The sequence below is a fragment of the Pseudomonas sp. GW822-FHT04H02 genome, assembly GCF_058800645.1.
The window spans coordinates 1,100,557-1,126,376 of record NZ_JBXAMM010000002.1; the positions used below are offsets into that span (position 1 = coordinate 1,100,557).

Here is a 25,820-nt window from a genome sequence, read left to right on the forward strand (position 1 = left end):
GCCTTTTCCTCAGGCCCGGGCCGGGCGGCGGTTGTCCCGCACCAGCAGGAAACGCATCAAGGCCAGCAGCGGGAAGGCGCTGCCCACCAGCACGATGCCCAGCCAGCCGCCATGCTCGTACACCGCACTGGCAATCGAGGAGCCAAAGGCACCGCCGATGAAGATGCTGGTCATGTACAGCGCATTCAGGCGGCTGCGGCTGTGGGCGTCGAGGGCGTACACGGCGCGCTGGCCGAGCACCATGTTCATCTGCACGCAGAAATCCAGGACCACCCCGGTCACGGCCATGCCGATCACGCTGTAGGCCGGATGCACCAGGCTGGGGATGAAGCTCAGGGCCGCCAGCAGCATGGCCAGCAGTGAGGCGATGCGGGTATGGCCGGCATCTGCCAGGCGCCCGCTGATGGGCGCGGCGATGGCGCCGATGGCGCCCACCAGGGCAAAGATCGCGATCTGGCTTTGGCTCAGGCCGTGCTGGCGCGCCAGCTCCAGCGGTGCGGCGGTCCAGAACAGGCTGAAGGTGGCGAACAGGCAACCCTGGTAGAAGGCGCGCTGGCGCAGTACCGGTTGCTGGCGCAGCAAGTTGCCCAGGGAATGCAGCAGTTGGCCATAGGTGGCGCTGTGGGCCGGCTGGCGCTTGGGAATGGTGAGCATCAGCACCAGGCTGATGGCCGCCATCAGCAGCGCCGCGGCGATGAACATCGCCCGCCAGCCGAAGTGGTCGGCCACCACGCTGGACACCGGCCGGGCCAGGAGAATCCCCAGCAGCAGGCCGCCCATGATCCCGCCCACCACCCGGCCCCGGGTTTCCTCGGGGGCCAGGTGCGCGGCCAGGGGAATCAGGATCTGCACCGACACCGAACTGAAGCCGATCAACAGCGACACCAGGAGAAAGGCATTGGGCTGCTGGATAAAGGCCGCGCCCAGCAGGCTGGCAATCGCCACCAGGGTGGTGCAGATCATCAGCCGGCGGTTTTCCAGCAAATCGCCCAGGGGCACCAGGAAGAACAGGCCCAGGGCGTAGCCGATCTGGGTCAGCGACACGATCAGGCTGGCCAGGGCGCTGGACAGGCCGAGGTCCGGGGCAATCAGCTCGATGATCGGTTGTGCGTAGTAGATGTTGGCGACTATGGCCCCGCAGCAGAAGGCGAACAGCAGCACCATGCCTCGGGTCATTGTCGCGCTGCCGGTGGGCAGAGCCTGGGTCGTGGAATTCATTGGCGATCTCTGGGGCAAGCGCAAGGAGCGAGGTCGGCAAGACCCCGTGGCAAAGCGATGGAGCGGGCCGGGTGGCAAAGGTCAGCGATCGAATGATGAAGGCCCGTTGAGTACCGGGGCGTGTCGCTGTCGAGGGGCGATGATACATTTACTTACATCCTGTTCGATAGCATGCTCATGCTCCCCCGGGGCCTTGCAGTCGACTGACGGGCTCTGTGCACCCATTGCCTTGAGGAATCCGTTCCATGAATCGGTCTTTGCCTGGTTTGTTGTGCAACCTTCAATGCCTGGCCCTGGCGTTCCTGCTGGGCAGCGCCGCGGCCCTGGCCCAGGACGCGCCGGGCATGCGCATTGGCGTACGTGGGGAGATCACCGGGGTCGGCGGCGACGTGGTGCGGGTGCACGTCAACAGTGGGGAGAATGTCAGCGTCGAGCTGACGCCCCAGACCCAGGTGCGTGCCGTGACCCTGGCCAATATCGAGGACATCAAGCCCGGCAGCTACATCGGCTCGGCGGCCATGCCCATGGCCGACGGCACCCTCAAGGCGCTGGAAGTGCATGTGTTTCCACCGCAGTTGGCCGGTACGGGTGATGGCCACCGGCCTTTCGACTTGGCTAAGGGCAGCAGCATGACCAACGGCAGCGTCGGTGACCTGGTGGTGAGCAATGGCCGTACCCTGACCGTCAACTACAAGGGCGGCCAGCAGAAGATCCTGGTGCCGGACGATGTGCCCATCGTCAACCTGACTCCCGGCGACCGCAGCCTGCTCAAGGTCGGGGTCAAGGTGGTGATGTTCGTTACCCAGAGCGATGACGGCAAACTCACCGCGCAGTCGATCTCCGCGGGCAAGGATGGGGTCGCACCGCCGATGTAGGCCGCTGCTGCACGGGTTTGCCACCAGGCGGGTGGGGGCTTGCATTGCCAAATGTTGCTGCGCGCGGGTTGCAGTGGAAGTCGGCAAAGGCTTGGTTTACGGTTTCCGGTCGTTCAATGCGCCGGGAGTGCCTTATGGAAAAGTCGACGTTCAACCCAGCCAGTGTGTTCAATTCCCTGCAATACGGTTTCAGCCAGGCGGTGGAGGTGCGCGGTGGGCGGCGCCTGCTGCTTTCCGGCCAGGTGGGTGTGGATGAGCAGGAGCGCACCGTGGGCCCGGGCCTGCGGGAGCAGACCGAGCAGGCCTTCGACAATATCGCCCGGGTCCTGGCCGAGGCGGGTGGCCGGCTGGCGGATGTGGTGATGCTGCGGATCTACATCGCCGAAGCGGCCCGCAACCAGCAGGAACACATCAGCGCAGTCTTGCTCGAACGCTTTGCTAGCCAGCCGCCGGCGTCTTCATGGATCATCGTCAGCGGGCTGTCGCTGCCAGAGTGGCTGATCGAAGTCGAGGCGGAGGCGGTGCTGGAGGAGCGCCATCAGGTCGCCGAAGCGGCGCTGTTCACTCCGGCGCGAGCCCTCTGAGCGCCATCCCTGGGGCATAAAAAAAGCGACCCCGGAGGTCGCTTTTTTCATTCACCCGTTAGGGGTCACTTGGCGTTGGTGTAGATCTGGTCGAAGATCCCGCCGTCGTTGAAGTGGGTCTTCTGCACGCTGCGCCAGTCGCCGAAGGTCTTCTCCACCGAGAGGAAGTCGACTTTCGGGAAGCGATCGGTGTACTTGGCCAGCACTTTCGGGTCCCGTGGGCGCAGGTAGTTGTTGGCGGCGATTTCCTGGCCTTCCGGCGACCACAGGTACTTGAGGTATTCCTCGGCGGCGGCGCGGGTGCCTTTCTTCTCTACCACCTTGTCCACCACCGATACCGGCGGCTCGGCTTCGGCGGACACACTCGGGTAGATCACCTCGAACTGGTCGCGACCGAATTCGCGGGCGATCATCTCCGCTTCGTTCTCGAAGGTCACCAGCACGTCGCCGATCTGGTTGGTCATGAAGGTGGTGGTGGCGGCGCGGCCACCCGTGTCGAGCACCGGCGCCTGCTTGAACAGCTTGCCGACGAAGTCCTTGGCCTTGTTCTCATCGCCGCCGTTCTTGAGCACATAGCCCCAGGCCGAGAGGTAGGTGTAGCGGCCGTTACCCGAGGTCTTGGGGTTGGGCACTATCACCTGCACGCCGTCCTTGAGCAGGTCCGGCCAGTCCTTCAGGGCCTTGGGGTTGCCCTTGCGCACGATGAACACGGTGGCCGAGGTGAACGGCGCGCTGTTGTTCGGCAGGCGGGTCACCCAGTTGTCCGGCACCAGCTTGCCGTTGTCCGCCAGGGCGTTGATGTCGGTGGCCATGTTCATGGTGATGACATCCGCCGGCAGGCCGTCGATTACCGAGCGCGCCTGTTTGCTGGAGCCGCCGAAGGACATCTGCAGGGTGATGTTCTCGTTGTGCTCGGCTTTCCAGTGTTTCTGGAAGGCGGCGTTGTAGTCCTTGTAGAAGTCGCGCATCACGTCGTAGGAAACGTTGAGCAGGGTCGGTGCGGCCTGGGCGACGCTGCCCAGGGCCAGGCCGGCGGCCAGTAGCGAGGCGCTGAAGAGTTTTTTCACTGCACATTCCTTTTGTTCGAGAGTGAAGGCAATTTGCCGCCGACTATAGCCGGGGCGCTATATCTCTTTAAAGATTAAAAAGTACTTTGCTTATTCCAGTTTCCTGAATAGCGCATTGCCGCAGCGGGAACAGAAGGCCGCGGCGGGTTCGTGGGTGTTCTTGCGGCACACCGGGCAGTCGTGCTTGAGCTGCTCGCCGCGCATGGCGCTGGCCAGTTCCGCGGTGAAGATCCCGGTGGGCACGGCGATGATCGAGTAACCGGTGATCATCACCATGGACGAGATCACCTGGCCGATCACGGTCTTGGGCACGATGTCGCCGTAGCCCACGGTGGTCAGGGTGACGATGGCCCAGTAGATGCCCTTGGGAATGCTGGTGAAACCGTGCTCCGGGCCTTCGACCACGTACATCAGGGTGCCGAACACCGTGACCAGGGTGCAGACGCTGAGCAGGAACACCAGGATCTTCTGCTTGCTGCCGCGCAGGGCGTCCAGCAGGTAGTGGGCCTGCTTGAGGTAGGGCGCCAGCTTGAGCACGCGAAAGATCCGCAGCATGCGGATGATGCGGATGATCAGCAGGTATTGGGCGTCGCTGTAATACAGGGCGAGGATCCCCGGAACGATCGCCAGCAGGTCCACCAGGCCATAGAAGCTGAAGGCATAGCGCAGCGGCCGGGGGGAGCAGTACAGGCGCAGCCCGTACTCGATGGCGAAGATCAGGGTGAAACCCCATTCGATGTAGGCCAGGACGTTGGCGTAGTTGCGATGGACCTCGTCGATGCTGTCGAGGATCACGATCACCAGGCTGGCGAGGATGATCAGCAGCAGGGTGCTGTCAAAGCGCCTCCCCGCCACCGTATCGGTCTGGAAGATCATTACGTAGAGGCGCTGCCGCCAGTTGTCGCTGTTGCCCATGGAAATCGCCTGAATCGAAAGTCAGCGAAGCCTAGGGGGATTTGCCGGGGGAACGCAAGGCGCGTCGCCCCGCACGTTGCGGCCCAACATCCGGTCGACGGTGTGCACCAGCCAGCAGGCCAGGACAAAGGGTGCGGTCAGGGGCGCAAGACCCAGGGCGACCAGCCCCGGGCTGATCAGCAGTGCCAGCAGCATCCCCAGCAGCGGCCGCCAGGGGTGCCGGGCCTGCTGGCCCAGGGCCAGGGCGACCAGGGCGCAGTTGTAGCCGCCCAGGCCCTGCAGGGCCTGGGCATGCTCTTGCTGCAGCAGGGCAAAGAGCAGGCCGCAGGCGGAGCCGAACAGGGCCCAGGCTGCCGCGCGGCGGCTGGCCAGCAGCAGGCCGAGCAGAATCAGCAGGCCGGCCAGGGGCTGGCCGAGGAACATGATCTGCCCCAGGCCCTGGAACAGCCCACCCAGCAGGTTCGCCAGGGACAGCCCGGGCACGCCCTGGGTGGCCGCGGGCAGCGGCTCGATCAGGCTCAGCAGCAGCCAGCCGAGGCCGACGAAGGGTGCAGTGTAGGCCGGCAGGCTGGCGGGGTTGCGGGCACGTTTGAGCCATTGCTGGGTAATGATCGCGCTGAGGCCGCCGGCGGCGATGATCAGCGGCGGCAGCAATACCGACCAGGGCAGGTACAGGCCCAGCAGCAGGCCCAGCAATACGCCGTTGTAGCTGAACAGCCCGGCCTGGCGGTCGGCCTTGGCGTACCCCCGGCGTTGCGCGGTCAGCAGCCCGGCCAGGGCTCCCAGCAGGGCAGCGCCGAGCAGTGCCGGGGCACTGACCAGGATCGCCAGCAGGCACAGCAGGCCGCACAGCGGATGGCGCTGGAGAAAGATCTGACTGAAGCCGTTAAGCAGGGCAGTGGCCCAGTCGGGGCAGAAGGCATTGAAAGACTGTGAAGGCATGATGCAAATCAGTGGGGCGGCCCCTGGGCGAGGGTTGCGCCGACAGCCCAGGCCTCCTCTGCGGGAGGCTCTGGCCGGTCAGCGGCGCCATGGGCTGCGGGTCAGAGAAGGGTTTCGACGCGCAACGAATTGGTGGTGCCCGGCTGGCCGAACGGCACACCGGTGGTGATCACCACGGTGTCGCCGCGCTTGGCCAGGCCCTGGGCCTGGGCGATTTCCAGGGCCGTGGCACACACCTCGTCGACCTGGCGCAGCCGGTCGTTGACCACCGAATGCACGCCCCAGGCCACTGTCAGGCGGCGAGCAGTGGCAAGGTTCGGCGTCAGGTTGAGGATCGGCACCGAAGGCCGCTCGCGGGCGGCGCGCAGGGTCGAACTGCCGGATTCGCTGTAGTTCACCAGCACCGCCACCGGCAGGATGCTGCACACCCGGCGGATCGCACAGCTGATGGCGTCCGAGACCGTGGCCTCGGCCTGGGGCCGGCTGACGTCCAGTTGGGTCTGGTAGTCCGGGCCGGTTTCCACCTGGCGGATGATCTTGCTCATCATCTGCACGGCCTCCAGCGGGTATTCGCCGGAAGCGGTTTCCGCCGACAGCATCACGGCGTCCGCACCCTCGGCCACGGCGTTGGCGACGTCGGTGACCTCGGCCCGGGTCGGCGCAGGGGAGAAACGCATGGATTCGAGCATTTGGGTGGCCACCACCACCGGCTTGCCCAGCTGGCGGCAGGTGCTGATGATGTTTTTCTGGATCTGCGGCACGCTTTCTGCCGGTACTTCTACCCCCAGGTCGCCCCTGGCCACCATGATCGCGTCGCTCAGCTCGGCGATTTCCCGCAGTTGGGTGACGGCCGAAGGCTTCTCGATCTTGGCCATCAGGTAGGCCTTGTCGCCGATCAGCGCACGGGCTTCACGGATGTCTTCCGGGCGCTGCACGAAGGACAGGGCCACCCAGTCCACCCCCAGTTCCAGGCCGAAGCTCAGGTCGCGACGGTCCTTGGCCGTCAGCGGGCTGAGGTCGAGCACCGCCTGGGGCACGTTGACCCCCTTGCGGTCCGACAGCTCACCGCCATTGAGCACGGTGGTCTCGATGGCGTCGGCGTGCTTGGCGATCACCCGCAGGCGCAGCTTGCCGTCGTCCAGCAGCAGGTCCATGCCCGGCTCCAGGGCGGCGATGATCTCCGGGTGCGGCAGGCTGACCCGCTGGGCGTTGCCCGGGGTCGCGTCGAGGTCCAGGCGCAGGGCCTGGCCGCGCACCAGTTGCACCTTGCCCTCGGCGAAGGTGCCGACCCGCAGCTTCGGCCCTTGCAGATCCATGAGGATGCCCAGGGGGTAGTTCAGTTCGCGCTCTACCTGGCGGATCCATTCGTAGCGCTGGGCGTGGTCGGCATGGGCGCCGTGGCTGAAATTGAGCCGGAAGATGTTCACCCCGGCTTGCACCAGCTCACGGATGTCCTCGATGCCGTCGATGGCCGGGCCCAGGGTGGCGAGGATTTTGACCTTCTTGTCAGGCGTCATGTTTGGGGTTCTCGAGAATCAGGATGGCGCGGAAGTCGTTGACGTTGGTGCGGGTCGGCTCGGTGACGATCAGGTCCCCCAGCGCCGCGAAGTAGCCATAGCCGTTGTTGTTGTCCAGCTCGTCGCTGGCGCTCAGGCCCAGGGCCGCGGCGCGGGCGTAGCTGTCCGGGGTCATGATGGCCCCGGCATTGTCCTCGGAACCGTCGATGCCGTCAGTGTCGCCGGCCAGGGCATAGATGCCCGGGTAGCCCTTGAGGCTGTCGGTGAGGCTCAGGAGGAACTCCGCGTTGCGCCCGCCACGGCCATTGCCGCGCACGGTGACCGTGGTTTCACCGCCGGAGAGGATCACGCAGGGCGCCGCCAGGGGCTGGCCGTGCAGGGCGACCTGGCGGGCGATGCCGGCGTGGACCTTGGCCACCTCCCGGGATTCGCCCTCCAGGTCGCCGAGGATCAGTGGGCTGAAGCCGGCCTGGCGAGCCTTCACGGCCGCCGCCTCAAGGGACTGCTGGGGCCGGGCGATCAGCTGGAAGTGGCTGCGCGCCAGGCACGGGTCACCGGGCTTGACGGTTTCCGACTCGGGGCTCTGCAGCCAGCTGCGGACCGCGGCCGGTACGTCGATGCCATAGCGCTTGAGAATCGCCAGGGCCTCGGCCGAGGTGCTGGGGTCGGCCACGGTGGGGCCGGAGGCGATGACCGTGGCCAGGTCGCCGGGTACATCGGAAATCGCATAGGTGTAGACCGTGGCCGGCCAGCAGGCCTTGGCCAGGCGTCCACCCTTGATCGCCGAGAGGTGCTTGCGCACGCAGTTCATCTCGCCGATGGTGGCGCCGGATTTGAGCAGGGCCTTGTTGATGGCCTGCTTGTCCGCCAGGGTGATGCCGGCGGCTGGCAGGGCCAGCAGCGCCGAACCGCCACCGGACAGCAGGAAGATCACCCGATCCTGTTCCGACAGGTTGCTGACCAGTTCCAGCACGCGCTTGGCCACGGCCAGGCCGGCGGCGTCGGGTACCGGGTGGGCGGCTTCGACCACTTCGATCTTGGTGCAGGGGGCGCCGTGGCCGTAGCGGGTGACCACCAGCCCGGAGACTTCGCCCTGCCAGCTGCGCTCGACCACCTGGGCCATGGCCGCGGCGGCCTTGCCGGCGCCGATGACGATGACGCGGCCGCTGCGGTCGCTGGGGAGATGGGCTTGCAGAACCTGTTGCGGGTGGGCGGCGTCGATGGCTGTGGCGAACAGCTCACGGAGGAATTTTTGCGGATCGACCGACATGGCGGGCTCCCGGATTTCTTGTTATGGGGGGCTTGAAACGGGTGTAGCCGCCACCTCAGGCGGCGGCAAGGTCAGCAGGGCCTGTCCCTGGCCCGCCGTGAGGCGTTTCCTGCGAACCTTGGCGCAGCCTGCGGCAGCGGCTACGGATGCTGCTTATTTCTTCTCGCGGATCGAGAAGTTGGCCATGTGTTCCAGGCCCTTGATCAGGGCGGAGTGGTCCCAGTTGGCGCCACCGATGGCGGTGCAGGTGCTGAACACTTGCTGGGTGTTGGCGGTGTTGGGCAGGTTGATGCCCAGCTCGCGGGCACCGCTCAGGGCCAGGTTCAGGTCCTTCTGGTGCAGGTTGATGCGGAAGCCCGGGTCGAAGGTGCCCTTGATCATCCGCTCGCCGTGCACTTCGAGGATCTTCGAGGAAGCGAAGCCACCCATCAGTGCTTCACGCACCTTGGCCGGGTCGGCGCCGTTCTTCGAGGCGAACAGCAGGGCTTCGGCCACGGCCTGGATGTTCAGGGCGACGATGATCTGGTTGGCCACCTTGGCAGTCTGGCCGTCACCGTTGCCACCCACCAGGGTGATGTTTTTGCCCATGCTCTGGAACAGCGGCAGGGCACGTTCGAAGGCCTGGCTGTCGCCACCGACCATGATGCTCAGGGTGGCGGCCTTGGCCCCGACTTCACCGCCGGACACCGGGGCGTCCAGGTACTGGGCGCCGGTTTCGTTGATCTTGGCGGCGAAGGCCTTGGTAGCGGTGGGCGAGATCGAGCTCATGTCGATGACGATCTTGCCCTTGCCGATCCCGGCGGCCACGCCGTCGGCACGCAGCAGCACGTCTTCGACCTGGGGGGTATCGGGGACCATGATGATGACGAACTCGGCTTCCTGGGCGACGTCCCGGGGCGAGGCCAGGGCGATGGCGCCGGCGGCGATCAGGTCGGCCGGAGCCTTGCCGTGGTGTTCCGAGAGCAGCAGGCTGTGACCGGCCTTCTGCAGGTTGGCGGCCATTGGGTGGCCCATGATGCCGGTGCCGATAAATCCGATTTTAGCCATGATAAAAATCCTCTATTCAACGGGACCTTGTGGGCGCTGGCTGGCCAGCGAAGGCGGTCTTGCGGGCCTCTTCGCCGGCAAGCCGGCTCCTACGCAGGTACAGGTTCAGATTGCGTTGTGGGTTTTCAGCCAGCCAAGGCCGGCTTCAGTGGTGGTCAGCGGCTTGTACTCGCAACCGACCCAGCCCTGGTAGCCGATGCGGTCCAGGTGCTCGAAGAGGAAGCGGTAGTTGATCTCGCCGGTGCCCGGCTCGTTGCGCCCGGGGTTGTCCGCCAGCTGGATGTGGTTGATCTGGCCCAGGTGGTTGGCCATGGTCCGCGCCAGGTCTCCCTCCATGATCTGCATGTGGTAGATGTCGTACTGCAGGTACAGGTTGTCGCTGCCCACCTGCTCGCGAATCGACAGCGCCTGGGCGGTATTGTTGAGGTAGAAGCCGGGAATGTCGCGGGTGTTGATGGCTTCCATCACCAGCTTGATGCCCACGGCCTGGAGCTTGTCGGCGGCGTACTTGAGGTTGGCGACCAAGGTCTTTTCCACCAGGGCTTCATCGGCGCCCTGTGGGCGGATGCCTGCCAGGCAGTTGATCTGGGTATTGCCCAGGACCTGGGCGTAGGCAATGGCCAGGTCGACCCCGGCGCGGAACTCCTCGACCCGGTCGGGCAGGCAGGCGATACCGCGTTCACCCTTGGCCCAGTCGCCGGCCGGCAGGTTGAACAGCACCTGGCTCAGGCCGTGGGCGTCAAGTTGCGCCTTGATTTCGGCAGAGCTGAATTCGTAGGGGAACAGATATTCGACGCCGCTGAAGCCGGCATCGGCGGCCGCCTTGAAGCGGGCGAGGAAGTCCTGTTCGGTGAACAGCATGGACAGGTTGGCAGCAAAGCGCGGCATGGTGGTCTCCTGTGGTTCGGTCAAGCCTGGGGCTGGCGCCAGGGGGCGGGCGGCCCGGGCGCTACCTCTGGCGGGAGGGGGCGCCCGGGGCCCGGCCGGTGCCAGCGGCCAGGGGTATCAGTCGAGCAGGGAAATCGCGGTAGGGGCGTCGTTGCCCACCAGCGCCAGGTCTTCGAACTCGTTGACTGCGTTGATTTCGGTGCCCATGGAAATGTTAGTCACGCGCTCCAGGATGATTTCCACCACCACCGGCACCTTGAAGGTCTGGAGCATTTCCTGGGCCTGGCGCAGGGCCGGCTGGATGTCCTTGGGTTCGAACACCCGCAGGGCCTTGCAACCCAGGCCTTCGGCAACGGCCACGTGGTCGACGCCATAGCCGTTGAGTTCCGGCGCGTTGAGGTTGTCGAAGGACAGCTGCACGCAGTAGTCCATGTCGAAACCGCGCTGGGCCTGGCGGATCAGCCCCAGGTAGGAGTTGTTCACCACCACGTGGATGTACGGCAGGTTGAACTGCGCGCCCACCGCCAGTTCTTCGATCATGAACTGGAAGTCGTAGTCGCCGGACAGCGCCACCACCTGGCGGTTCGGGTCGGCCTTGACCACGCCCAGGGCAGCGGGGATGGTCCAGCCCAACGGGCCGGCCTGGCCGCAGTTGATCCAGTGGCGTGGCTTGTAGACGTGGAGGAACTGCGCGCCGGCAATCTGCGACAGGCCGATGGTGCTGACGTAGCAGGTGTCCTTGCCGAATACCTGGTTCATTTCTTCGTACACGCGTTGCGGCTTGACCGGCACGTTGTCGAAGTGGGTCTTGCGGTGCAGGCTGGCCTTGCGCTGCTGGCAGTCATGCAGCCAGGCGCTGCGATCCTTGAGCTTGCCGGCGGTCTGCCATTCGCGGGCCACCTCCAGCAATACGGTCAGGGCGCTGCCAGCATCGGAAACGATGCCCAGGTCCGGGGTGAAGACACGGCCGATCTGGGTCGGTTCGATGTCCACGTGGATGAACTTGCGGCCTTCGGTGTAGACGTCCACCGAACCGGTGTGGCGGTTGGCCCAGCGGTTGCCGATGCCCAGCACGGTGTCGGACTTGAGCAGGGTGGCATTGCCGTAGCGATGGGAGGTCTGCAGGCCGACCATGCCCACCATCTGTGGGTGATCGTCAGGGATGGTGCCCCAGCCCATCAGGGTCGGGATCACCGGAATGCCGGTCAGTTCGGCGAACTCTACCAGCAGCTCGCTGGCGTCGGCGTTGATCACGCCGCCACCGGCCACCAGCAATGGACGTTCGGCCTGGTCCAGCAGGGCCAGAACCTTTTCCGCCTGCAGGCGGGTCGCCGCCGGCTTGGCCAGGGGCAGGGGCTGGTAGGCGTCGATGTCGAATTCGATTTCCGCCATCTGCACGTCGAACGGCAGGTCGATCAGCACCGGGCCGGGACGGCCGGAGCGCATTTCATAAAAGGCTTTCTGGAAGGCGTAGGGCACCTGGCCCGGTTCCAGCACGGTGGTGGCCCATTTGGTCACCGGCTTGACGATGCTGGTGATGTCCACGGCCTGGAAGTCTTCCTTGTGCAGGCGGGCGCGGGGGGCCTGACCGGTGATGCAGAGAATCGGGATGGAGTCGGCCGAGGCGCTGTACAGGCCGGTGACCATGTCGGTGCCGGCGGGGCCGGAAGTGCCGATGCATACGCCGATGTTACCGGCCTTGGTGCGGGTGTAGCCCTCGGCCATGTGCGAGGCGCCTTCGACGTGGCGAGCGAGCACGTGATCGATGCCACCGACCTTCTGCAGCGCGGAATACAGCGGGTTGATGGCGGCACCCGGGATGCCAAAAGCGGTATCGACCCCTTCACGGCGCATCACCAGAACGGCGGCTTCGATTGCTCTCATTTTGCTCATGGTTTTGTGCCTCTTGCGTTTTGTAATTGTATACAAGTGGTTTTGCGCAAAGTGTATTCACGGCGGATGGCGCAGGTCAATCCATTTTCTTGAGCGGCAGCGGCTTTCATCAAAGCCCCGATAAACCGGCGTCCTTTTGTCGCAGGGGCTGCCTTTCGCGAATTATTGTATACAAAAAATAAATTCATTGTGTTCTATTTGTTGTATCGGACTTCTCCTACAAGAAGCTTCCCCAGGCTTTCTCAATAACAAGATAAGGACGGCACCCATGAGCGCTTTAACCTTGAAAGTCGCAGTCAACCTGGCCAACCAGGCCATCAACGCGGGGCGCAAGATCAATGCGGCGCCGCTGACCATCGCGGTGCTGGATGCCGGCGGGCACCTGGTGACCCTGCAACGGGAGGACGGCGCTAGCCTGCTGCGCCCGCAGATCGCCATCGGCAAGGCCTGGGGGGCGGTGGCCCTGGGCAAGGGCTCGCGCCTGCTGGCCCTGGACGCGCAGCAGCGCCCGGCCTTCATCGGCGCATTGAACGGTCTGGGGCAGGGCAGCGTGGTACCTGCGCCGGGGGGGGTGTTGATTCGGGATCAGGCAGGGGCAGTGATTGGGGCGATCGGCATCAGTGGCGATACCTCGGACATCGATGAGCAGTGCGCCATCAGCGCGATCGAAGCCCAGGGCCTGGCGGCGGACGCTGGCGTCAGCGCATAGCCCTCGACCTCGCGGGCCCGGCCTGTAGCCACTGCCGAGCCCGCGAGGCTGCGAAAAGCCGCGCAGGATCTTGATTGAAACTATTGCGCCCTTGCGGGCCGGGAAACAAACCAGAAAGTACCGAAACGCTATCAGCGATCCAGTTCACAGCCCTTGAGCACCAACCGGATGATGGTCTGCGCCGCAGCTTCGTAGTCGTCCTCGTCGAGCTTGGTCTTGCCGGTGACCACCGAGATCTGCCAGTCGAAGTCGGCGTAGGTCTGGGTCGCGGCCCAGATGCTGAACATCAGGTGGTTGGGGTCGAGCGGGGCGATCAGGCCGCGATCGATCCAGGTCTGGATGCACTCGATGTTGTGCTTGGCCTGGGCGTTGAGCTGTTCTACCTGCTCCGGGCTCAGGTGCGGCGCGCCATGCATGATCTCGCTGGCAAAGACCTTGGAAGCGAAGGGCAGGTCGCGGGAGATGCGGATCTTCGAGCGGATGTAGCCGCTGAGCACTTCGCTGGGCACGCCATCGGCATTGAACGGGGTGGAGGCCTGGAGGATGGGTTCGATGATGCTTTCCAGCACCTCGCGATAGAGGTTTTCCTTGGACTTGAAGTAGTAGTAGACGTTGGGTTTGGGCAACCCGGCCTTGGCGGCGATGTCGCTGGTCTTGGTCGCCGCAAAGCCCTTGTCGGCAAACTCTTCACTGGCGGCCCGCAGGATCAGTTCTTTATTGCGCTCGCGGATGGTGCTCATAAACCAGGGGATTCCTTGCCTGTTCGGGCGGTTGCGCATGGTAGCACCGGCCTTGTACGAGGCTCAAGAATGCCGGCTCGGGCCCGGTTTTCCTGCACTTGGGCGGATTTGCCTGTCCCGTGGCTGAACGAAAATACGCATCGGCGGGCGCCCCAGAGGGCGGCTGCTAGAGTTCAGGGCAGTGCTTGGCTCGCCGGCCTGTGATCAGCCTGTGGTGGGGCGTTCATCGCGCTGCGCAACCGGGTCCGGACCCGCCTGAATCGGATGCTCGCTCGTGGACAAAGGCAGACGCGGCAAAGTTTCTCTGTGGCTCATCCTCTTGGCACTGGCAGCTCTGGCCCTGGGGCTGTGGTTCTACCTGTCCGGCCCGCGGCACCCGGTCAAGCCGGCACCCGTGGGGGAGCCGGTGGTGGCGGTGGCGGTGCAGTTGCAGGATGTGCCGGTCTACATCGATGCCCTGGGCACGGTGACGCCGACCCGCAGCGTGACGGTGATCACCCAGGTGGACGGGATTCTTTCCAGCGTCGAGTTCAAGGAAGGCCAGCCTGTGCGCAAGGGCCAGGTCATCGCGCGGATCGATGATCGCGCGCTCAAGGCGCAGTTGGCCCAGGCCCGGGGCGTGCTGGCCCATGATCAGGCGGTGCTGGACAACGCCCGGCGCGACCTGGCCCGCTACCGCGAACTGATCAAGGCCGGTTCGGTCAGCCAGCAGACCCTCGACACCCAGGTTTCCACGGTGCAGCAACAGGCCGGCACCGTGGCTGCCGACCAGGGCAGCGTGCAGAACCTGGAAGTGCAGTTGAGCTACTGCACCATCATCTCGCCGGTGGACGGCGTGGTCGGGCTGCGCCTGGTGGACCCGGGCAACTACGTGACCACCGCCAGCACCACCGGGATCGTGGTGATCACCCAGATGGAGCCGGCCGAGGTGGTGTTCGCGGTGCCCGAGGATGACCTGGGGGCGATCAGCCAGGCCATGGCCAAGGGGCCAGTGCCGGTACTCGCCTATGACCGCAACAAGCACAACCTGCTGGCCAGCGGCAGCCTGCTGGCGCTGGACAATCAGGTCAACACCAGTACCGGGACCATCAACGTCAAGGCTCGCTTCGAGGGGGCGGGCAAGGCCCTGTTTCCCAATCAGTTCGTCAACGCCAGGCTCAGGGCCGACACCCTGACGCAGGTGCCGGTGGTGCCCACCCGGGCCATTCAGCATGGCAGCAAGGGCGACTTCGTGTTCGTCGTTGAGGGCAGCACCAAGGCCAGCCTGCGCAACATCAAGAGCGGGCCGGCCAGCGGCGAGGTCACGGCGGTGCTGGACGCCGGGGTCAAGGCTGGCGAGCAGGTGATTACCGAGGGCGCGGACAAGCTGGACAACGGCTCGGCCATCAAAGTCGTGGCTCAATAGGCCGGCGCCGATGAACGTCTCGCGCCCCTTTATCGAACGACCGGTGGCCACCACCTTGTTGATGGTGGCGGTGCTGTTGCTGGGCCTGCTGGGCTATCACCTGCTGTCGGTCTCGGCCCTGCCGGAAGTCGATTACCCCACCATCCAGGTCTACACCCAGTACCCGGGGGCCAGCCCGGAGGTGATCAGTTCGTCGATCACCGCACCCCTGGAGCGCCAGCTGGGGGAGATGCCGGGGCTCAAGTCCATGAGTTCCACCAGCTCCAACGGTGCTTCGGTGCTCACCTTGCAATTCGACCTGGCGCTGTCCCTGGATGTGGCCGAGCAGGAGGTGCAGGCGTCGATCAACGCCGCGGGCACCTTCCTGCCGAGCAACCTGCCTTACCCGCCGGTGTACAGCAAGGTCAACCCGGCGGACGCGCCGGTGCTGACCCTGTCCCTGACCTCCGACGTGCTGCCCCTGACCAAGGTCGAGGACCTGGCCGACACCCGCCTGGCGCAGAAGATCTCGCAGATCTCCGGGGTCGGCCTGGTGACCATCAGCGGCGGCCAGCGCCCGGCGGTGCGGGTCGAGGCCAATACCTCGGCGCTGAACAACCTGGACCTGTCCCTGGATGACCTGCGCACGGCCCTGGGCACCGCCAACGTCAACCAGGCCAAGGGCAATATCGACGGGCGCTACCAGGCCTATTCCATCGGTGCCAACGACCAGTTGCAGTCGGCGCAGGAGTACCGCGACCTGGTGATCGCCTACAAGAACGGCGCGCCGATTCGCCTGGCGCAGATCGCCAGTTCCGTGCAGGGCCCGGAAAACCCGCATCAGGCCGCCTGGACCAACAGCACGCCATCCATCGTTCTGAACATCCAGCGCCAGCCCGGGGCCAACGTCATCGACGTGGTGGACCGGGTCCAGCAACTCTTGCCCAAGCTGCGGGCCAGCCTGCCGGGCACCCTCAAGGTCGAGGTGCTCACCGACCGGACCCAGACCATCCGCGCTTCGGTCACCGACGTGCAGTTCGAACTGGCGGTGGCGGTGCTGCTGGTGGTGCTGGTGATCTTCCTGTTCCTGCGCAACGTCGCGGCCACCCTGATTCCTGCGGTGACCGTGCCCCTGACCCTGGTGGGCACCCTGGCGGTGGCCTATGCGCTGGGCTTTTCCCTGAACAACCTGACCCTGATGGCCCTGACCATCGCCATCGGTTTCGTGGTGGACGATGCCATCGTCATGATCGAGAACATCACCCGCTACATCGAGGCGGGCGAGCCACCCTTGCAGGCAGCGCTCAAGGGCGCGGAGCAGATCGGCTTCACCATCATCTCGCTGTCGGTGGCGCTGATCGCGGTGATGATCCCGCTGCTGTTCATGGGCGATGTGGTGGGCCGGCTGTTTCGCGAGTTCGCCATGACCGTGGCGGTGACCATCGTGATCTCGGCGCTGATCTCCCTGACCCTGACGCCAATGATGTGCGCGCGCATGCTCAAGAGTCGCCACCAGGAGCGCCGCGCGGATTTCTTCGACCGTATCAACCGGCATTATGTGCGCGGCCTGGACTGGGTGCTGGCCCACCGCACCCTGACCCTGCTGTCGGTGATGCTCACGGCGGTGCTGACCCTGGCGACCCTGATGATCATGCCCAAGGGCTTTTTCCCCGAGCAGGACACCGGGCTGATCCAGGGCATCTCCCAGGCGGCGCCGAGTATTTCCTTCCAGCAGATGCAGGAACAGCAGCAACGCCTGGCGGCGCGTATTCTCAAGGATCCGGCGGTAGAGAGCCTGTCGTCCTTCGTCGGCATCGACCAGACCAACCCCACCCTCAACCAGGGCAACCTGCTGATCAACCTCAAGCCCCACGGGCAGCGCGACAGCAGCGCGGTGGTGATCCGCCGGCTGGCCGATGCCAACGCCGATGACGCCGGGATACGCCTGTACCTGCACGGGGTCCAGGACCTGACCCTGGATGCCACGGTGTCTACCACCAGCTACCGCCTGGGCCTGCAGGCCACCGACCCGGACCTGCTGGAGCTGTGGACCGGCAAGATGCTGGCGGCGCTGAAGCAGGATCCGATGTTCACCGATGTGCAGAGCCAGGCGATGCAGTTCGGCAACCAGATCCAGCTGAACTTCGACCGCGCCACCGCCTCGCGCCTGGGCATCACTCCCCAGGCCATCGACGATGTGCTCTACGACGCCTTTGGCCAGCGCCAGGTGTCGACCATCTATACCCAGCTCAACCAGTATCACGTGGTCATGGCCACCGACCGGCCACCGCGTAATCTGGCGGACCTGCTCACCGGGCTCTACGTGAACATCCCCGGCGGCGGGGTGGCGCCGCTGTCCAGCATGGCCACCCAGCAGGTGCAGCGGGCGCCGCTGACCATCAACCGCCTGGGGCAGTTTCCCTATGCCGATGTCTCGTTCAACCTCGCCCCCGGGCAGAGCCTGGGAGCGGCGGTGACCCGGCTGCAACAGATCGAGGCCCGGGTCGGCCTGCCGGCCTCGGTGCAGGCGTCGCTGGAAGGGGCGGCGGCGACCTTCGAGGCTTCGCTGTCGAACCAGGTGTTCCTGGTGCTGGCGGCGATCGTGGTGGTGTACCTGATGCTGGGGGTTCTCTACGAGAGTTTCGTGCACCCGGTGACCATTCTCTCGACCCTGCTCTCGGCGGCCCTGGGCGCCTTGCTGGCGCTGCTGATCACCGGGACCCAGTTCGACATCATCGGCCTGATCGGCATCGTGCTGCTGATCGGCATCGTCATGAAGAACGGCATCATGATGGTGGACTTCGCCCTTGAGCTGGCGCGCAAGGGCGGCCTGACGCCACTGGCGGCGATCCGCCAGGCGGCGGAGCTGCGTTTTCGGCCGATCCTGATGACCAGCATGGCCTCGCTGTTCGGCGCGGTGCCCCTGGCCCTGGGCACCGGCATCGGCTCGGAACTGCGCCACCCGCTGGGTATCGCGATCATCGGCGGCCTGTTGCTCAGCCAGTTGCTGACGCTGTTTTCCACCCCGGTGATCTTCCTCGCCATGCACGGCCTGGGCGAGCGGCTGGCAGGGCGCCGCAGTGGCAGGGAGGGCGACGGGGAAGGGCCGCAGGGGATCGGCGATGAACCTTAGCGCGCCGTTCATCCAGCGCCCCATCGCCACCACGTTGCTCGCCGCCGGACTGGCGCTGTTCGGCATCCTGGCCTTCAAACTGCTGCCGGTGGCGCCACTGCCGGAGGTGGACTTTCCCACCATCAGCGTGCGTGCCTCTCTGCCGGGGGCCGACCCGCACACCGTCGCCAGCTCGGTGGCCACGCCCCTGGAACGGCAGTTCGGGCAAATCGCCGGGGTTACCCAGATGACCTCGTCGAGCACCCTGGGGGCGACCCGGATCAACCTGCAATTGGACCTCAACCGTGACATCGACGGTGCCGCCCGGGACGTGCAGGCAGCGATCAACGCTGCGCGTACCAACCTGCCCAGTGACCTCTCCGGCAACCCCACTTACCGCAAGGTCAACCCGGCCGACTCGCCGATCCTGATCATCAGCCTGACCTCCGATAGCGCCTCGCCGGGGCAGATGTACGACGTGGCCTCGACCTTGCTGGAGCAGCGGCTGTTGCAGACCACCGGAGTCGGCGATGTGACTGTCGGCGGAGGCGCCCTGCCGGCGGTGCGGGTCGAGCTCAACCCGGACCGGCTCAATCACTACGGGGTCAGCCTGGAGCAGGTGCGCCAGGTGATCGCCGCAGCCAACGTCAACCTGCCCAAGGGCTCGATCATCCTCGGCCAGCAGAACCATGTGCTCGGCGCCAACGACCAGCTGTACCAGAGCGCCGACTACGCCGACCTGGTGGTCAAGCAGAACAACGGCAGCCTGGTGCGCATCGCCGACCTGGGCTACGTCCACGAGGACGTCGAGGACCTGCGCAACTTCGGCCTGTTCAACGGCAAGCCGGCGGTGCTGCTGGTGATCTTCAAGCAGCCGGGGGCCAACGTCATCGACACCGTGGATGCGGTAAAGGCCGAGCTGCCGTTTCTCCAGGAGTCGATCCCGGCCTCGATCCGCCTGAATATCCTGATGGACCGCACCACCACCATCCGTGCCTCGCTGCGGGACGTGGAACTGAGCCTGATCGCCTCGATCGTGCTGGTGACCCTGGTGACCTTCGCTTTCTTCCGCGACTGGCGCAGCACCCTGGTGCCGGCCATCGTCGTGCCGCTGTCGCTGCTGGGCACCTTTGGCGCCATGTATTTTCTGGGCTACAGCCTGAACAACCTGTCACTGATGGCCCTGACCATTTCCACCGGGTTCGTGGTGGATGACGCCATCGTCGTGGTGGAAAACATCATGCGCCACCTGGAGCGGGGCGAATCGCGGCTGCAGGCAGCGCTGGCCGGGGCCCGGGAAGTGGGCTTCACCGTGCTCAGCATCAGCGTGTCGCTGGTGGCGGTGTTCATTCCGCTGCTGTTGATGGGGGGCATCGTCGGGCGTCTGTTCCGCGAGTTCTCGGTGTCGCTGTCGGTGTCCATCGGCATCTCGATGCTGATCTCGCTGACGGTGACGCCGATGCTCTCCAGCGTGCTGCTGCGCACCCGGCAGAAGGCACCCGAAGGCGCCGAGACCGTGGATTCGCCGGTGCACCGCTTCTATGACCGGACCCTGGGCTGGGTCATCGGCCATTCACGGCTGATGGGCCTGGTGACGGTGCTGGTGATCCTGCTCGCCGGTGTGCTCTACGTGCTGGTACCCAAGGGGTTCTTTCCCCAGGAGGACACCGGACGCTTGTCCGGCAGCATCCTGGCGGCCCAGAGCATTTCCTACGACGCCATGCAGAAGGATTTCATGGAGATCAACCGCAAGGTCATGCAGAACCCCAATATCGACACGGTCGGCGGCTTTGTCGGGGGTGGGGGCGGCGGTGGCGGGGCGATCAACAGTGCGCAACTGTTCATTGCCCTCAAGCCCCTGAACCAGCGCCACGACAGCGCCGACCAGGTGATCGCGCAGATCCGTCGGACCCTGGGCGACATGCCCGGTACCCGGCTGTACCTGCAATCGGTACAGGACATCACCGTGGGCGGACGCCAGAGCGGCGCGCAGTACCAATACACCCTGACCGCCGATGACCAGGCCGACCTCGATGAATGGGTGCCCAAGGTGGTAGCGGTGCTGCGCGGCTTGCCCCAGCTCAAGGATCTGAATACCGACCAGCAGGACAACAGCCTGCTGGCCAATGTCCAGGTCAACCGCGACACCGCGGCGCGCCTGGGCGTAAGCATGGCGGCCATCGACCAGACGCTGTACGACGCCTTCGGCCAGCGCCAGGTATCGACCCTGTACCGGGCAGCCAACCAATACCATGTGGTGATGGAGATCGCTCCGCAGTACTGGACCGATCCTTCGACCCTGAACTCGATCTACTTGCCCACCGGGGCGGTGGCCAGCGGCAAGGGCGGCGCGGCAAGCCCGGATCTGGCGGCCAAGGCGCAACAGACCTTGATTCCGCTGTCGTCGGTGGCCCAGCTGTCGGTGCAGCGCACGGCCATTGCCATCAGCCACCAGGGCACATTTCCGGCTGTGACCGCTTCGTTCAACCTGGCGCCGGGGGTGTCCATCGGCCAGGCCACGGCCCTGGTGGACCAGGCCGTGGCGCAGTTGCGCATGCCGGCCAGCGTGGTCGGGCAGTTTGCCGGCACGGCCCAGGTGTTCCAGTCCTCGGTAGCCAGCGAGCCCTTGCTGATCATTGCCGCGCTGGTCTCGGTGTACCTCGTGCTGGGCATTCTCTACGAGAACCTGATGCACCCGCTGACCATCCTCTCGACCCTGCCTTCGGCCGGGGTCGGGGCACTGATCGCCTTGCTGCTGACCGGCACCGAGCTGTCGATCATTGCCCTGGTGGGGGTGATCCTGCTGATCGGTATCGTCAAGAAAAACGCCATCATGATGATCGACTTTGCCATCACCGAGGCCAGGGAGCAGGGGCTCAGTGCCCAGGACGCGATCCGCCGGGCCTGCCTGATCCGCTTCCGGCCGATCATGATGACCACCCTGGCGGCGATACTCGGCGCCTTGCCATTGGTGCTCGGCAGTGGTTACGGCTCGGAGCTGCGCCGCCCGCTGGGGATCTCGATCATCGGCGGCCTGCTGCTCAGCCAGGTGCTGACGCTGTATACCACCCCCGTTATCTACCTGTGGCTCGACCGGGCGTCCCAACGCCTGCGCCGGGTGGTCAAGGAGGCATGACTATGCGTGGCCAACCTGTACCGGGGCGTCTGGCCGTGGCACTGCTGTGTGTGTTGCTTGGCGGCTGCATGGTCGGGCCGGACTATCAGAAGCCCGAGATGCCGTTGCCCATGGCCTTCAAGGAAGGCGGGCAGTGGCAGCGCGCCGTAGCCAACCCCCAGGGTGCCCTGGACAGCCAGTGGTGGCTGGCGTATCAGGACCCGGTGCTCAACGATCTGGTCCGGCGCTCGGCCAGCGCCAACCAGTCGATCGTCGCTGCCGAGGCGGCCTATCGCCAGGCACAGGCCCAGGTGGCGTCGAGCCGCTCGGGGCTGTTTCCCACGGTTAGCGCCGGGCTTTCCGGTTCGCGGGGTGTGGGCGGCACCAGCGCCGGTAGCGGTTCGAGTACCGGCACCAGCAGTTCCGGCGGCGTCGAGCAGAGTGTCAGCGCGACCCTGGGGGCCAGCTGGGAACCGGACCTGTGGGGCCAGGTGCGCCGCGGCATCGAGTCGAGCCAGGCCCTGGCCCAGTCTTCCGATGCGCTGCTGGCTGGGGTACGGCTGTCCATCAGCGCCAGTGTGGCGAGCAACTACCTGAGCCTGCGTCAGCTGGATATGGACATCCGCCTGCTCCAGGAGCAGCAGCGGATCACCCAGCGCCTGCAGGACATGACCCAGGCCGCCTACGTCCAGGGCACGGCCTCCAACGATCAGTTGCTGCTGATCCAGGATCAGTTGAGCAGTGTAGTGGCGGCCCTGCAGACGGCGCAGATCTCCCGCGAGCAGTTCGAGCATGCCCTGGCGGTGCTGCTGGGCGTGGCTCCGGCCCAGTTCAGCCTGGCGCCGCAGGCCGACTACCGCTTCAATGCGCCGCAGCCGCCGCTGAGCCTGCCTTCGACCCTGCTGCTGCGCCGCCCCGACGTGGTCTCGGCGGAGCGCACCGCGGCGGCGGCCAATGCGCGGATCGGTGTGGCCGAGGCGGCATTCTTCCCGACCCTGGACCTGACCGCCGAAGTGGGCTTTCGCGGCAGCGCCCTGGGCGGGCTGTTCTCGGTACCGAACCGGATCTGGACCCTGGGCCCGGCGCTGGCCGGAACCCTGTTCGACGGCGGCGCCCGTGAAGCGGCGGTGCAGCAGGCCCGGGCCAGCTATGACCAGGACGTGGCCAACTACCGCGGCACGGTGCTTGGCGCCCTGCAGAACGTCGAGGACCAGTTGTCCTCGGTCAATCACCTGCAGCGCCAGGTGCAGACCTACCAGCAGATGTACCAGCGCAACCAGCTACTGTTCGGCAGCCAGCAAGCCCAACTGCGGGCCGGCACCGTCAGCGAGCAGAACGTGCTGACCCAGCAACTGGTGCTGCTGCAGGCCGAGCAGAGCCTGCGCGATTCCCAGGGCCAGCTGAGCCTGGGCAGCGTGGCCCTGTTCCAGAGCCTGGGCGGCGGCTGGCACGAGCCGGGCGCGAGCCTGCCCTGACACGCGGGATCTCGCGTGGCACAAGCCCGGCACGCTATGCTGCGCGCCTTATTTCCATGCAGGGAAGCCAGGTTCATGGCCGGAAGCAGTTTGCTGGTATTGATCGATGACATCGCCGCGGTACTCGATGACGTGGCCTTGATGACCAAGATGGCGGCGAAGAAGACCGCCGGTGTGCTGGGCGACGACCTCGCGCTCAATGCCCAGCAGGTCTCCGGGGTCCGCGCCGAGCGGGAAATCCCGGTGGTCTGGGCGGTGGCCAAGGGGTCGTTTCGCAACAAGCTGATCCTGGTGCCGGCGGCGCTGGCCATCAGCGCCCTGGCGCCGTGGCTGGTGACCCCGCTGCTGATGCTGGGTGGCGCCTACCTGTGTTTCGAGGGCTTCGAGAAGCTGGCGCACAAATACCTGCACCACGCCGAAGTGGCGGCCGAACATACCCAGACCCTGCAAGCCCTGGCCGACCCCCAGGTGGATCTGGTGGCTTTCGAGAGGGACAAGATCAAGGGGGCGGTGCGCACCGATTTCATCCTTTCCGCGGAAATCATCGCCATCACCCTGGGTACCGTGGCGGGGGCCTCCCTGACCCAGCAGGTGGTGGTGCTCTCGGGTATCGCCATTGTCATGACCGTCGGCGTCTACGGCCTGGTGGCCGGTATCGTCAAGCTCGATGACCTGGGGCTGTGGCTGGTGCACAAGCCCGCCGCCCTGGCCAAACGCATCGGTGGGGCGATCCTGCGGGCAGCGCCGCTGATGATGAAGAGCCTGTCGGTGATCGGTACGGCGGCGATGTTCATGGTCGGCGGCGGCATCCTGACCCACGGTGTGCCCGCCGTGCACCACCTGATAGAAGGGCTGGCCGAGCGCAGCGCCGGGATCATAGGCCCGGTATCGGCGTTGATGCCGACCCTGCTCAATGCCGTGGCCGGGATCATTGCCGGTGCCGTGGTGCTGCTGGCGGTCACCCTGGCGGGCAAGGCCTGGCGCGCACTGCGCGGCTGACGGGCGCTCAGCCCGCTGCCGGCACCGGGGTCGGCAGCGCGGCCGCTTGTTGCTGCCGGCACCAGCGGCGCCAGGTGAACTGCAGTTGCAGGATCGCCGCCCGGGCCATCTCCCGGGCTTGCAGGGGCAGGTCGCGGTCGCCATCCAGGGCCTTGAGCAGGGCCGCCGAGACCGCATCCAGCTGTTCGCTGCGGTTGGCGCTGGGGCCGCCGTGCCTGAGCAGCGTCGCCAGGTGCGCGAGATAATGCTCGCGTTCCGTGGCCAGGGTGCCCCGGGCCGGGTCCAGGCAACTGCGCAATTGCAGCAGCTCATCTCCCAGGTCCAGCCCCAGCAGGCCGTTGTCCCAGTGACTGCGGCGGTTCTCGGGCTGCATCTGCCAATACCGCGACACCCGGATCAGCCGATCGGCCATGCGCCCGCCGAACCAGCTTTCGGCCTGCTCCGGCGGGCGTGAGGTGAGCTGCGCCAGATCGAACAGCGAAGCCTTGAACATCCGCCGGTAGTGCTGCTCGCCCGGGTTGAGGCTGACCAGGCGCAGCACCACCACGGCGATGCCGACACCGATCAGGGTGGCCATGGCCTTGTTCAGGAACGCCCCGAGGTCGTAGCTCATCAGGTTGCTGGGGCCGACGTTGTTGACGAAAAAGATGCAGAACGCCGAGGCGACGGGCGCGAGCTTCGGTCGGCTCATGCACAGCGAAGCGCAGAACAGCGGCACTGCCAGCCCCAGGCACAGCAGGGGAAAACCGTCCCAGCCCGGCAGCAGGCCAAGGCCGACGAAGGCCGCCACGGGAATGGACAGGGCAATGCCCTTGAAGAAATTCAGGCAGGACGCGGCAGGGTTCTCACGCCCGGCGAACAGGCTCAGCACCACGCCACAGATGGAGACGGCCCCCAGCCCCGAGGGCCAGGCGGACAGCAGCCAGAAGCCGGCGACGGCGAGAAAGGCCAGGGCGCTGCGCAAGCCTCCCAGCACCCCTTGCTGGATATCCCGGTGCCAGGACAGGGCGCCGGGAGCGCCGGGCGGGACCCGGCCCTGTTCCACGGCGCTGACACTCAGGGCGCTCTGTTCCACCCGCTCCAGTACCTGGGCCAGTTGCACCAGGCACAGATGGCCTTCGGCGGACAGCGAAGGGTCCTGCAGTGCCTGTTGCAGGCGCTGTAGCAAGGGTGGCAGGGCGGCGTCATGTTCGGCCTGCAGGGCCTGGATGGTCTCACCGAGCAAGGGTTGGAGTTGCTGCGCGGTGGCGGCGTCGAGCATCTGCCGTTGCCGCGCCACGCCGCGGGCGGACCGGAGCAAGCCCAGCAGGTCGCGGCTCAGCACCCGCAGCGCCTGGGAGCGACGGCGCCCCTGCGGGCCTTCGAACCAGGCGTGATCGCGTTGGGCATCCACGGTGACGATACGCCCCAGGGCTTCCAGCAGCCCCTTGCGCTGGTCTTCCCCCAGCAGCTCGGAGGCTGCGGCCTGGCGCCCGGCCAGCCAGGCGGCGCGGCCCTGGACCGCCAGCGCCTGTTCCACCCGGCGCGGCCAGAGCAGTTGGCTGGCCACGGCGGCGCAGATGATCCCCAGGCCGATTTCCGAACAGCGCGCCACTGCCTGGTCGAACACCTGCAAGGGCGCTGCGGTGGCGGGCAGGGCGATGATGGCAGTGGTGTAGCCCGCCAGTACGAAACCGTAGGCTGCGTGGTTGCGCAGCAGCGAGGCGCCGGTGGTACAGAAGGCCAGCCACAGGGCCATGGCCAGCAGGAACAGCAGGGGCGCCTGGCCCAGGGTAGCGATCAGCAATATCGACACCACGGCCCCCACCAGGGTGCCCAGCAGGCGGTAGGCGCCCTTGGCCAGGACCATGCCGCTGCTGGACTGGCTGACGATGAACACCGTGGTCAGGGCCCATTGCGGTTGCTCGAAATCCAGGCGGAACGCCAGGTACAGGGCCAGGCCGCCGGCAATCAGGTTGCGCGCGGCGAACAGCAGGTCGGCAGGGGCAGGGGCGAAGAGGGCTTGCCAGATATCGGCGCGGAAAAAGGTCGGCAGTTTCATCTTTCAGACACATCGATAGCTAGCTAATG

Annotated in this window: 19 protein-coding genes; 8 read left to right on the plus strand and 11 right to left on the minus strand. The window is 66.0% G+C overall.

Annotation, left to right across the window (positions count from 1 at the left end):
- Positions 1–9 precede the first annotated feature (9 nt).
- A complete protein-coding gene (locus AC1RMG_RS11895) occupies positions 10–1,218 on the minus strand; it encodes an MFS transporter (RefSeq protein WP_041116710.1) in 1,209 nt (402 codons plus the stop codon).
- A 245-nt stretch (positions 1,219–1,463) separates the two neighbouring features.
- On the opposite strand from AC1RMG_RS11895, the gene AC1RMG_RS11900 reads away from it, so the two are divergent.
- Together AC1RMG_RS11900 and AC1RMG_RS11905 are read left to right on the plus strand one after the other, a co-directional pair.
- Positions 1,464–2,093 (plus strand): hypothetical protein, encoded by a 630-nt coding sequence (locus AC1RMG_RS11900; RefSeq protein WP_183000592.1) that lies wholly within the window; start codon positions 1,464–1,466, stop codon positions 2,091–2,093.
- Between the two features lie 134 nt (positions 2,094–2,227).
- Complete coding sequence (locus AC1RMG_RS11905) at positions 2,228–2,677, plus strand: RidA family protein (protein WP_011060027.1); 450 nt, start codon at positions 2,228–2,230, stop codon at positions 2,675–2,677.
- A 65-nt stretch (positions 2,678–2,742) separates the two neighbouring features.
- Here AC1RMG_RS11905 and AC1RMG_RS11910 read toward each other — a convergent pair whose 3' ends face one another.
- The 8 genes from AC1RMG_RS11910 to gcl form a co-directional block, all read right to left on the minus strand.
- The gene (locus tag AC1RMG_RS11910; RefSeq protein ID WP_011060028.1) at positions 2,743–3,744 is read right to left on the minus strand and encodes a sulfate ABC transporter substrate-binding protein; all 1,002 of its coding nucleotides are present in this window, start codon (positions 3,742–3,744) and stop codon (positions 2,743–2,745) included.
- Positions 3,745–3,834: 90 nt separating this feature from the next.
- Entirely contained in the window at positions 3,835–4,659 is an 825-nt protein-coding gene (locus AC1RMG_RS11915) for an ion transporter (protein ID WP_015634655.1), read from the minus strand.
- 21 nt (positions 4,660–4,680) lie between these two features.
- Entirely contained in the window at positions 4,681–5,601 is a 921-nt protein-coding gene (locus AC1RMG_RS11920; RefSeq protein ID WP_493169267.1) for an urea transporter, read from the minus strand.
- Positions 5,602–5,702: 101 nt separating this feature from the next.
- The gene (gene pyk / locus AC1RMG_RS11925; protein ID WP_015634657.1) at positions 5,703–7,118 is read right to left on the minus strand and encodes a pyruvate kinase; all 1,416 of its coding nucleotides are present in this window, start codon (positions 7,116–7,118) and stop codon (positions 5,703–5,705) included.
- Positions 7,108–8,388, minus strand: coding sequence for a glycerate kinase type-2 family protein (locus AC1RMG_RS11930; protein WP_011060032.1), 1,281 nt, complete (start codon positions 8,386–8,388; stop codon positions 7,108–7,110). Before AC1RMG_RS11930 ends, pyk begins: the two co-directional genes overlap by 11 nt.
- A gap of 153 nt (positions 8,389–8,541) precedes the next feature.
- Positions 8,542–9,435, minus strand: coding sequence for a 2-hydroxy-3-oxopropionate reductase (locus tag AC1RMG_RS11935; RefSeq protein WP_011060033.1), 894 nt, complete (start codon positions 9,433–9,435; stop codon positions 8,542–8,544).
- 105 nt (positions 9,436–9,540) lie between these two features.
- A complete protein-coding gene (hyi, locus tag AC1RMG_RS11940; protein WP_011060034.1) occupies positions 9,541–10,323 on the minus strand; it encodes a hydroxypyruvate isomerase in 783 nt (260 codons plus the stop codon).
- A gap of 117 nt (positions 10,324–10,440) precedes the next feature.
- Positions 10,441–12,216 carry a glyoxylate carboligase gene (gene gcl / locus AC1RMG_RS11945; protein WP_015634658.1) on the minus strand — a complete coding sequence of 592 codons (1,776 nt, stop codon included), beginning with the start codon at positions 12,214–12,216 and terminating at the stop codon, positions 10,441–10,443.
- A 268-nt stretch (positions 12,217–12,484) separates the two neighbouring features.
- Here gcl and AC1RMG_RS11950 point away from each other — a divergent pair, with 268 nt between their 5' ends.
- Positions 12,485–12,925, plus strand: coding sequence for a GlcG/HbpS family heme-binding protein (locus tag AC1RMG_RS11950; protein WP_011060036.1), 441 nt, complete (start codon positions 12,485–12,487; stop codon positions 12,923–12,925).
- Between the two features lie 131 nt (positions 12,926–13,056).
- Here AC1RMG_RS11950 and AC1RMG_RS11955 read toward each other — a convergent pair whose 3' ends face one another.
- Complete coding sequence (locus AC1RMG_RS11955) at positions 13,057–13,665, minus strand: TetR/AcrR family transcriptional regulator (protein ID WP_011060037.1); 609 nt, start codon at positions 13,663–13,665, stop codon at positions 13,057–13,059.
- Positions 13,666–13,939: 274 nt separating this feature from the next.
- On the opposite strand from AC1RMG_RS11955, the gene AC1RMG_RS11960 reads away from it, so the two are divergent.
- The 5 genes from AC1RMG_RS11960 to AC1RMG_RS11980 all read left to right on the plus strand — a co-directional run bounded on the left by AC1RMG_RS11960 (position 13,940) and on the right by AC1RMG_RS11980 (position 23,750).
- A complete protein-coding gene (locus tag AC1RMG_RS11960; RefSeq protein ID WP_493169269.1) occupies positions 13,940–15,070 on the plus strand; it encodes an efflux RND transporter periplasmic adaptor subunit in 1,131 nt (376 codons plus the stop codon).
- A 10-nt stretch (positions 15,071–15,080) separates the two neighbouring features.
- On the plus strand, positions 15,081–18,182 hold the full coding sequence (locus tag AC1RMG_RS11965) for an efflux RND transporter permease subunit (protein WP_493169272.1): 3,102 nt from the start codon (positions 15,081–15,083) through the stop codon (positions 18,180–18,182).
- Positions 18,172–21,297, plus strand: coding sequence for an efflux RND transporter permease subunit (locus AC1RMG_RS11970; protein WP_493169274.1), 3,126 nt, complete (start codon positions 18,172–18,174; stop codon positions 21,295–21,297). The genes AC1RMG_RS11965 and AC1RMG_RS11970 overlap by 11 nt, the downstream gene beginning before the upstream one ends.
- 2 nt (positions 21,298–21,299) lie before the next feature.
- Positions 21,300–22,751 carry an efflux transporter outer membrane subunit gene (locus AC1RMG_RS11975; RefSeq protein WP_493169276.1) on the plus strand — a complete coding sequence of 484 codons (1,452 nt, stop codon included), beginning with the start codon at positions 21,300–21,302 and terminating at the stop codon, positions 22,749–22,751.
- 75 nt (positions 22,752–22,826) lie between these two features.
- Positions 22,827–23,750, plus strand: coding sequence for a DUF808 domain-containing protein (locus tag AC1RMG_RS11980; protein ID WP_125062183.1), 924 nt, complete (start codon positions 22,827–22,829; stop codon positions 23,748–23,750).
- Positions 23,751–23,757: 7 nt separating this feature from the next.
- On the opposite strand, the gene AC1RMG_RS11985 is transcribed toward AC1RMG_RS11980, so the two are convergent.
- The gene (locus AC1RMG_RS11985) at positions 23,758–25,791 is read right to left on the minus strand and encodes an FUSC family protein (protein WP_011060039.1); all 2,034 of its coding nucleotides are present in this window, start codon (positions 25,789–25,791) and stop codon (positions 23,758–23,760) included.
- Positions 25,792–25,820: the final 29 nt, after the last annotated feature.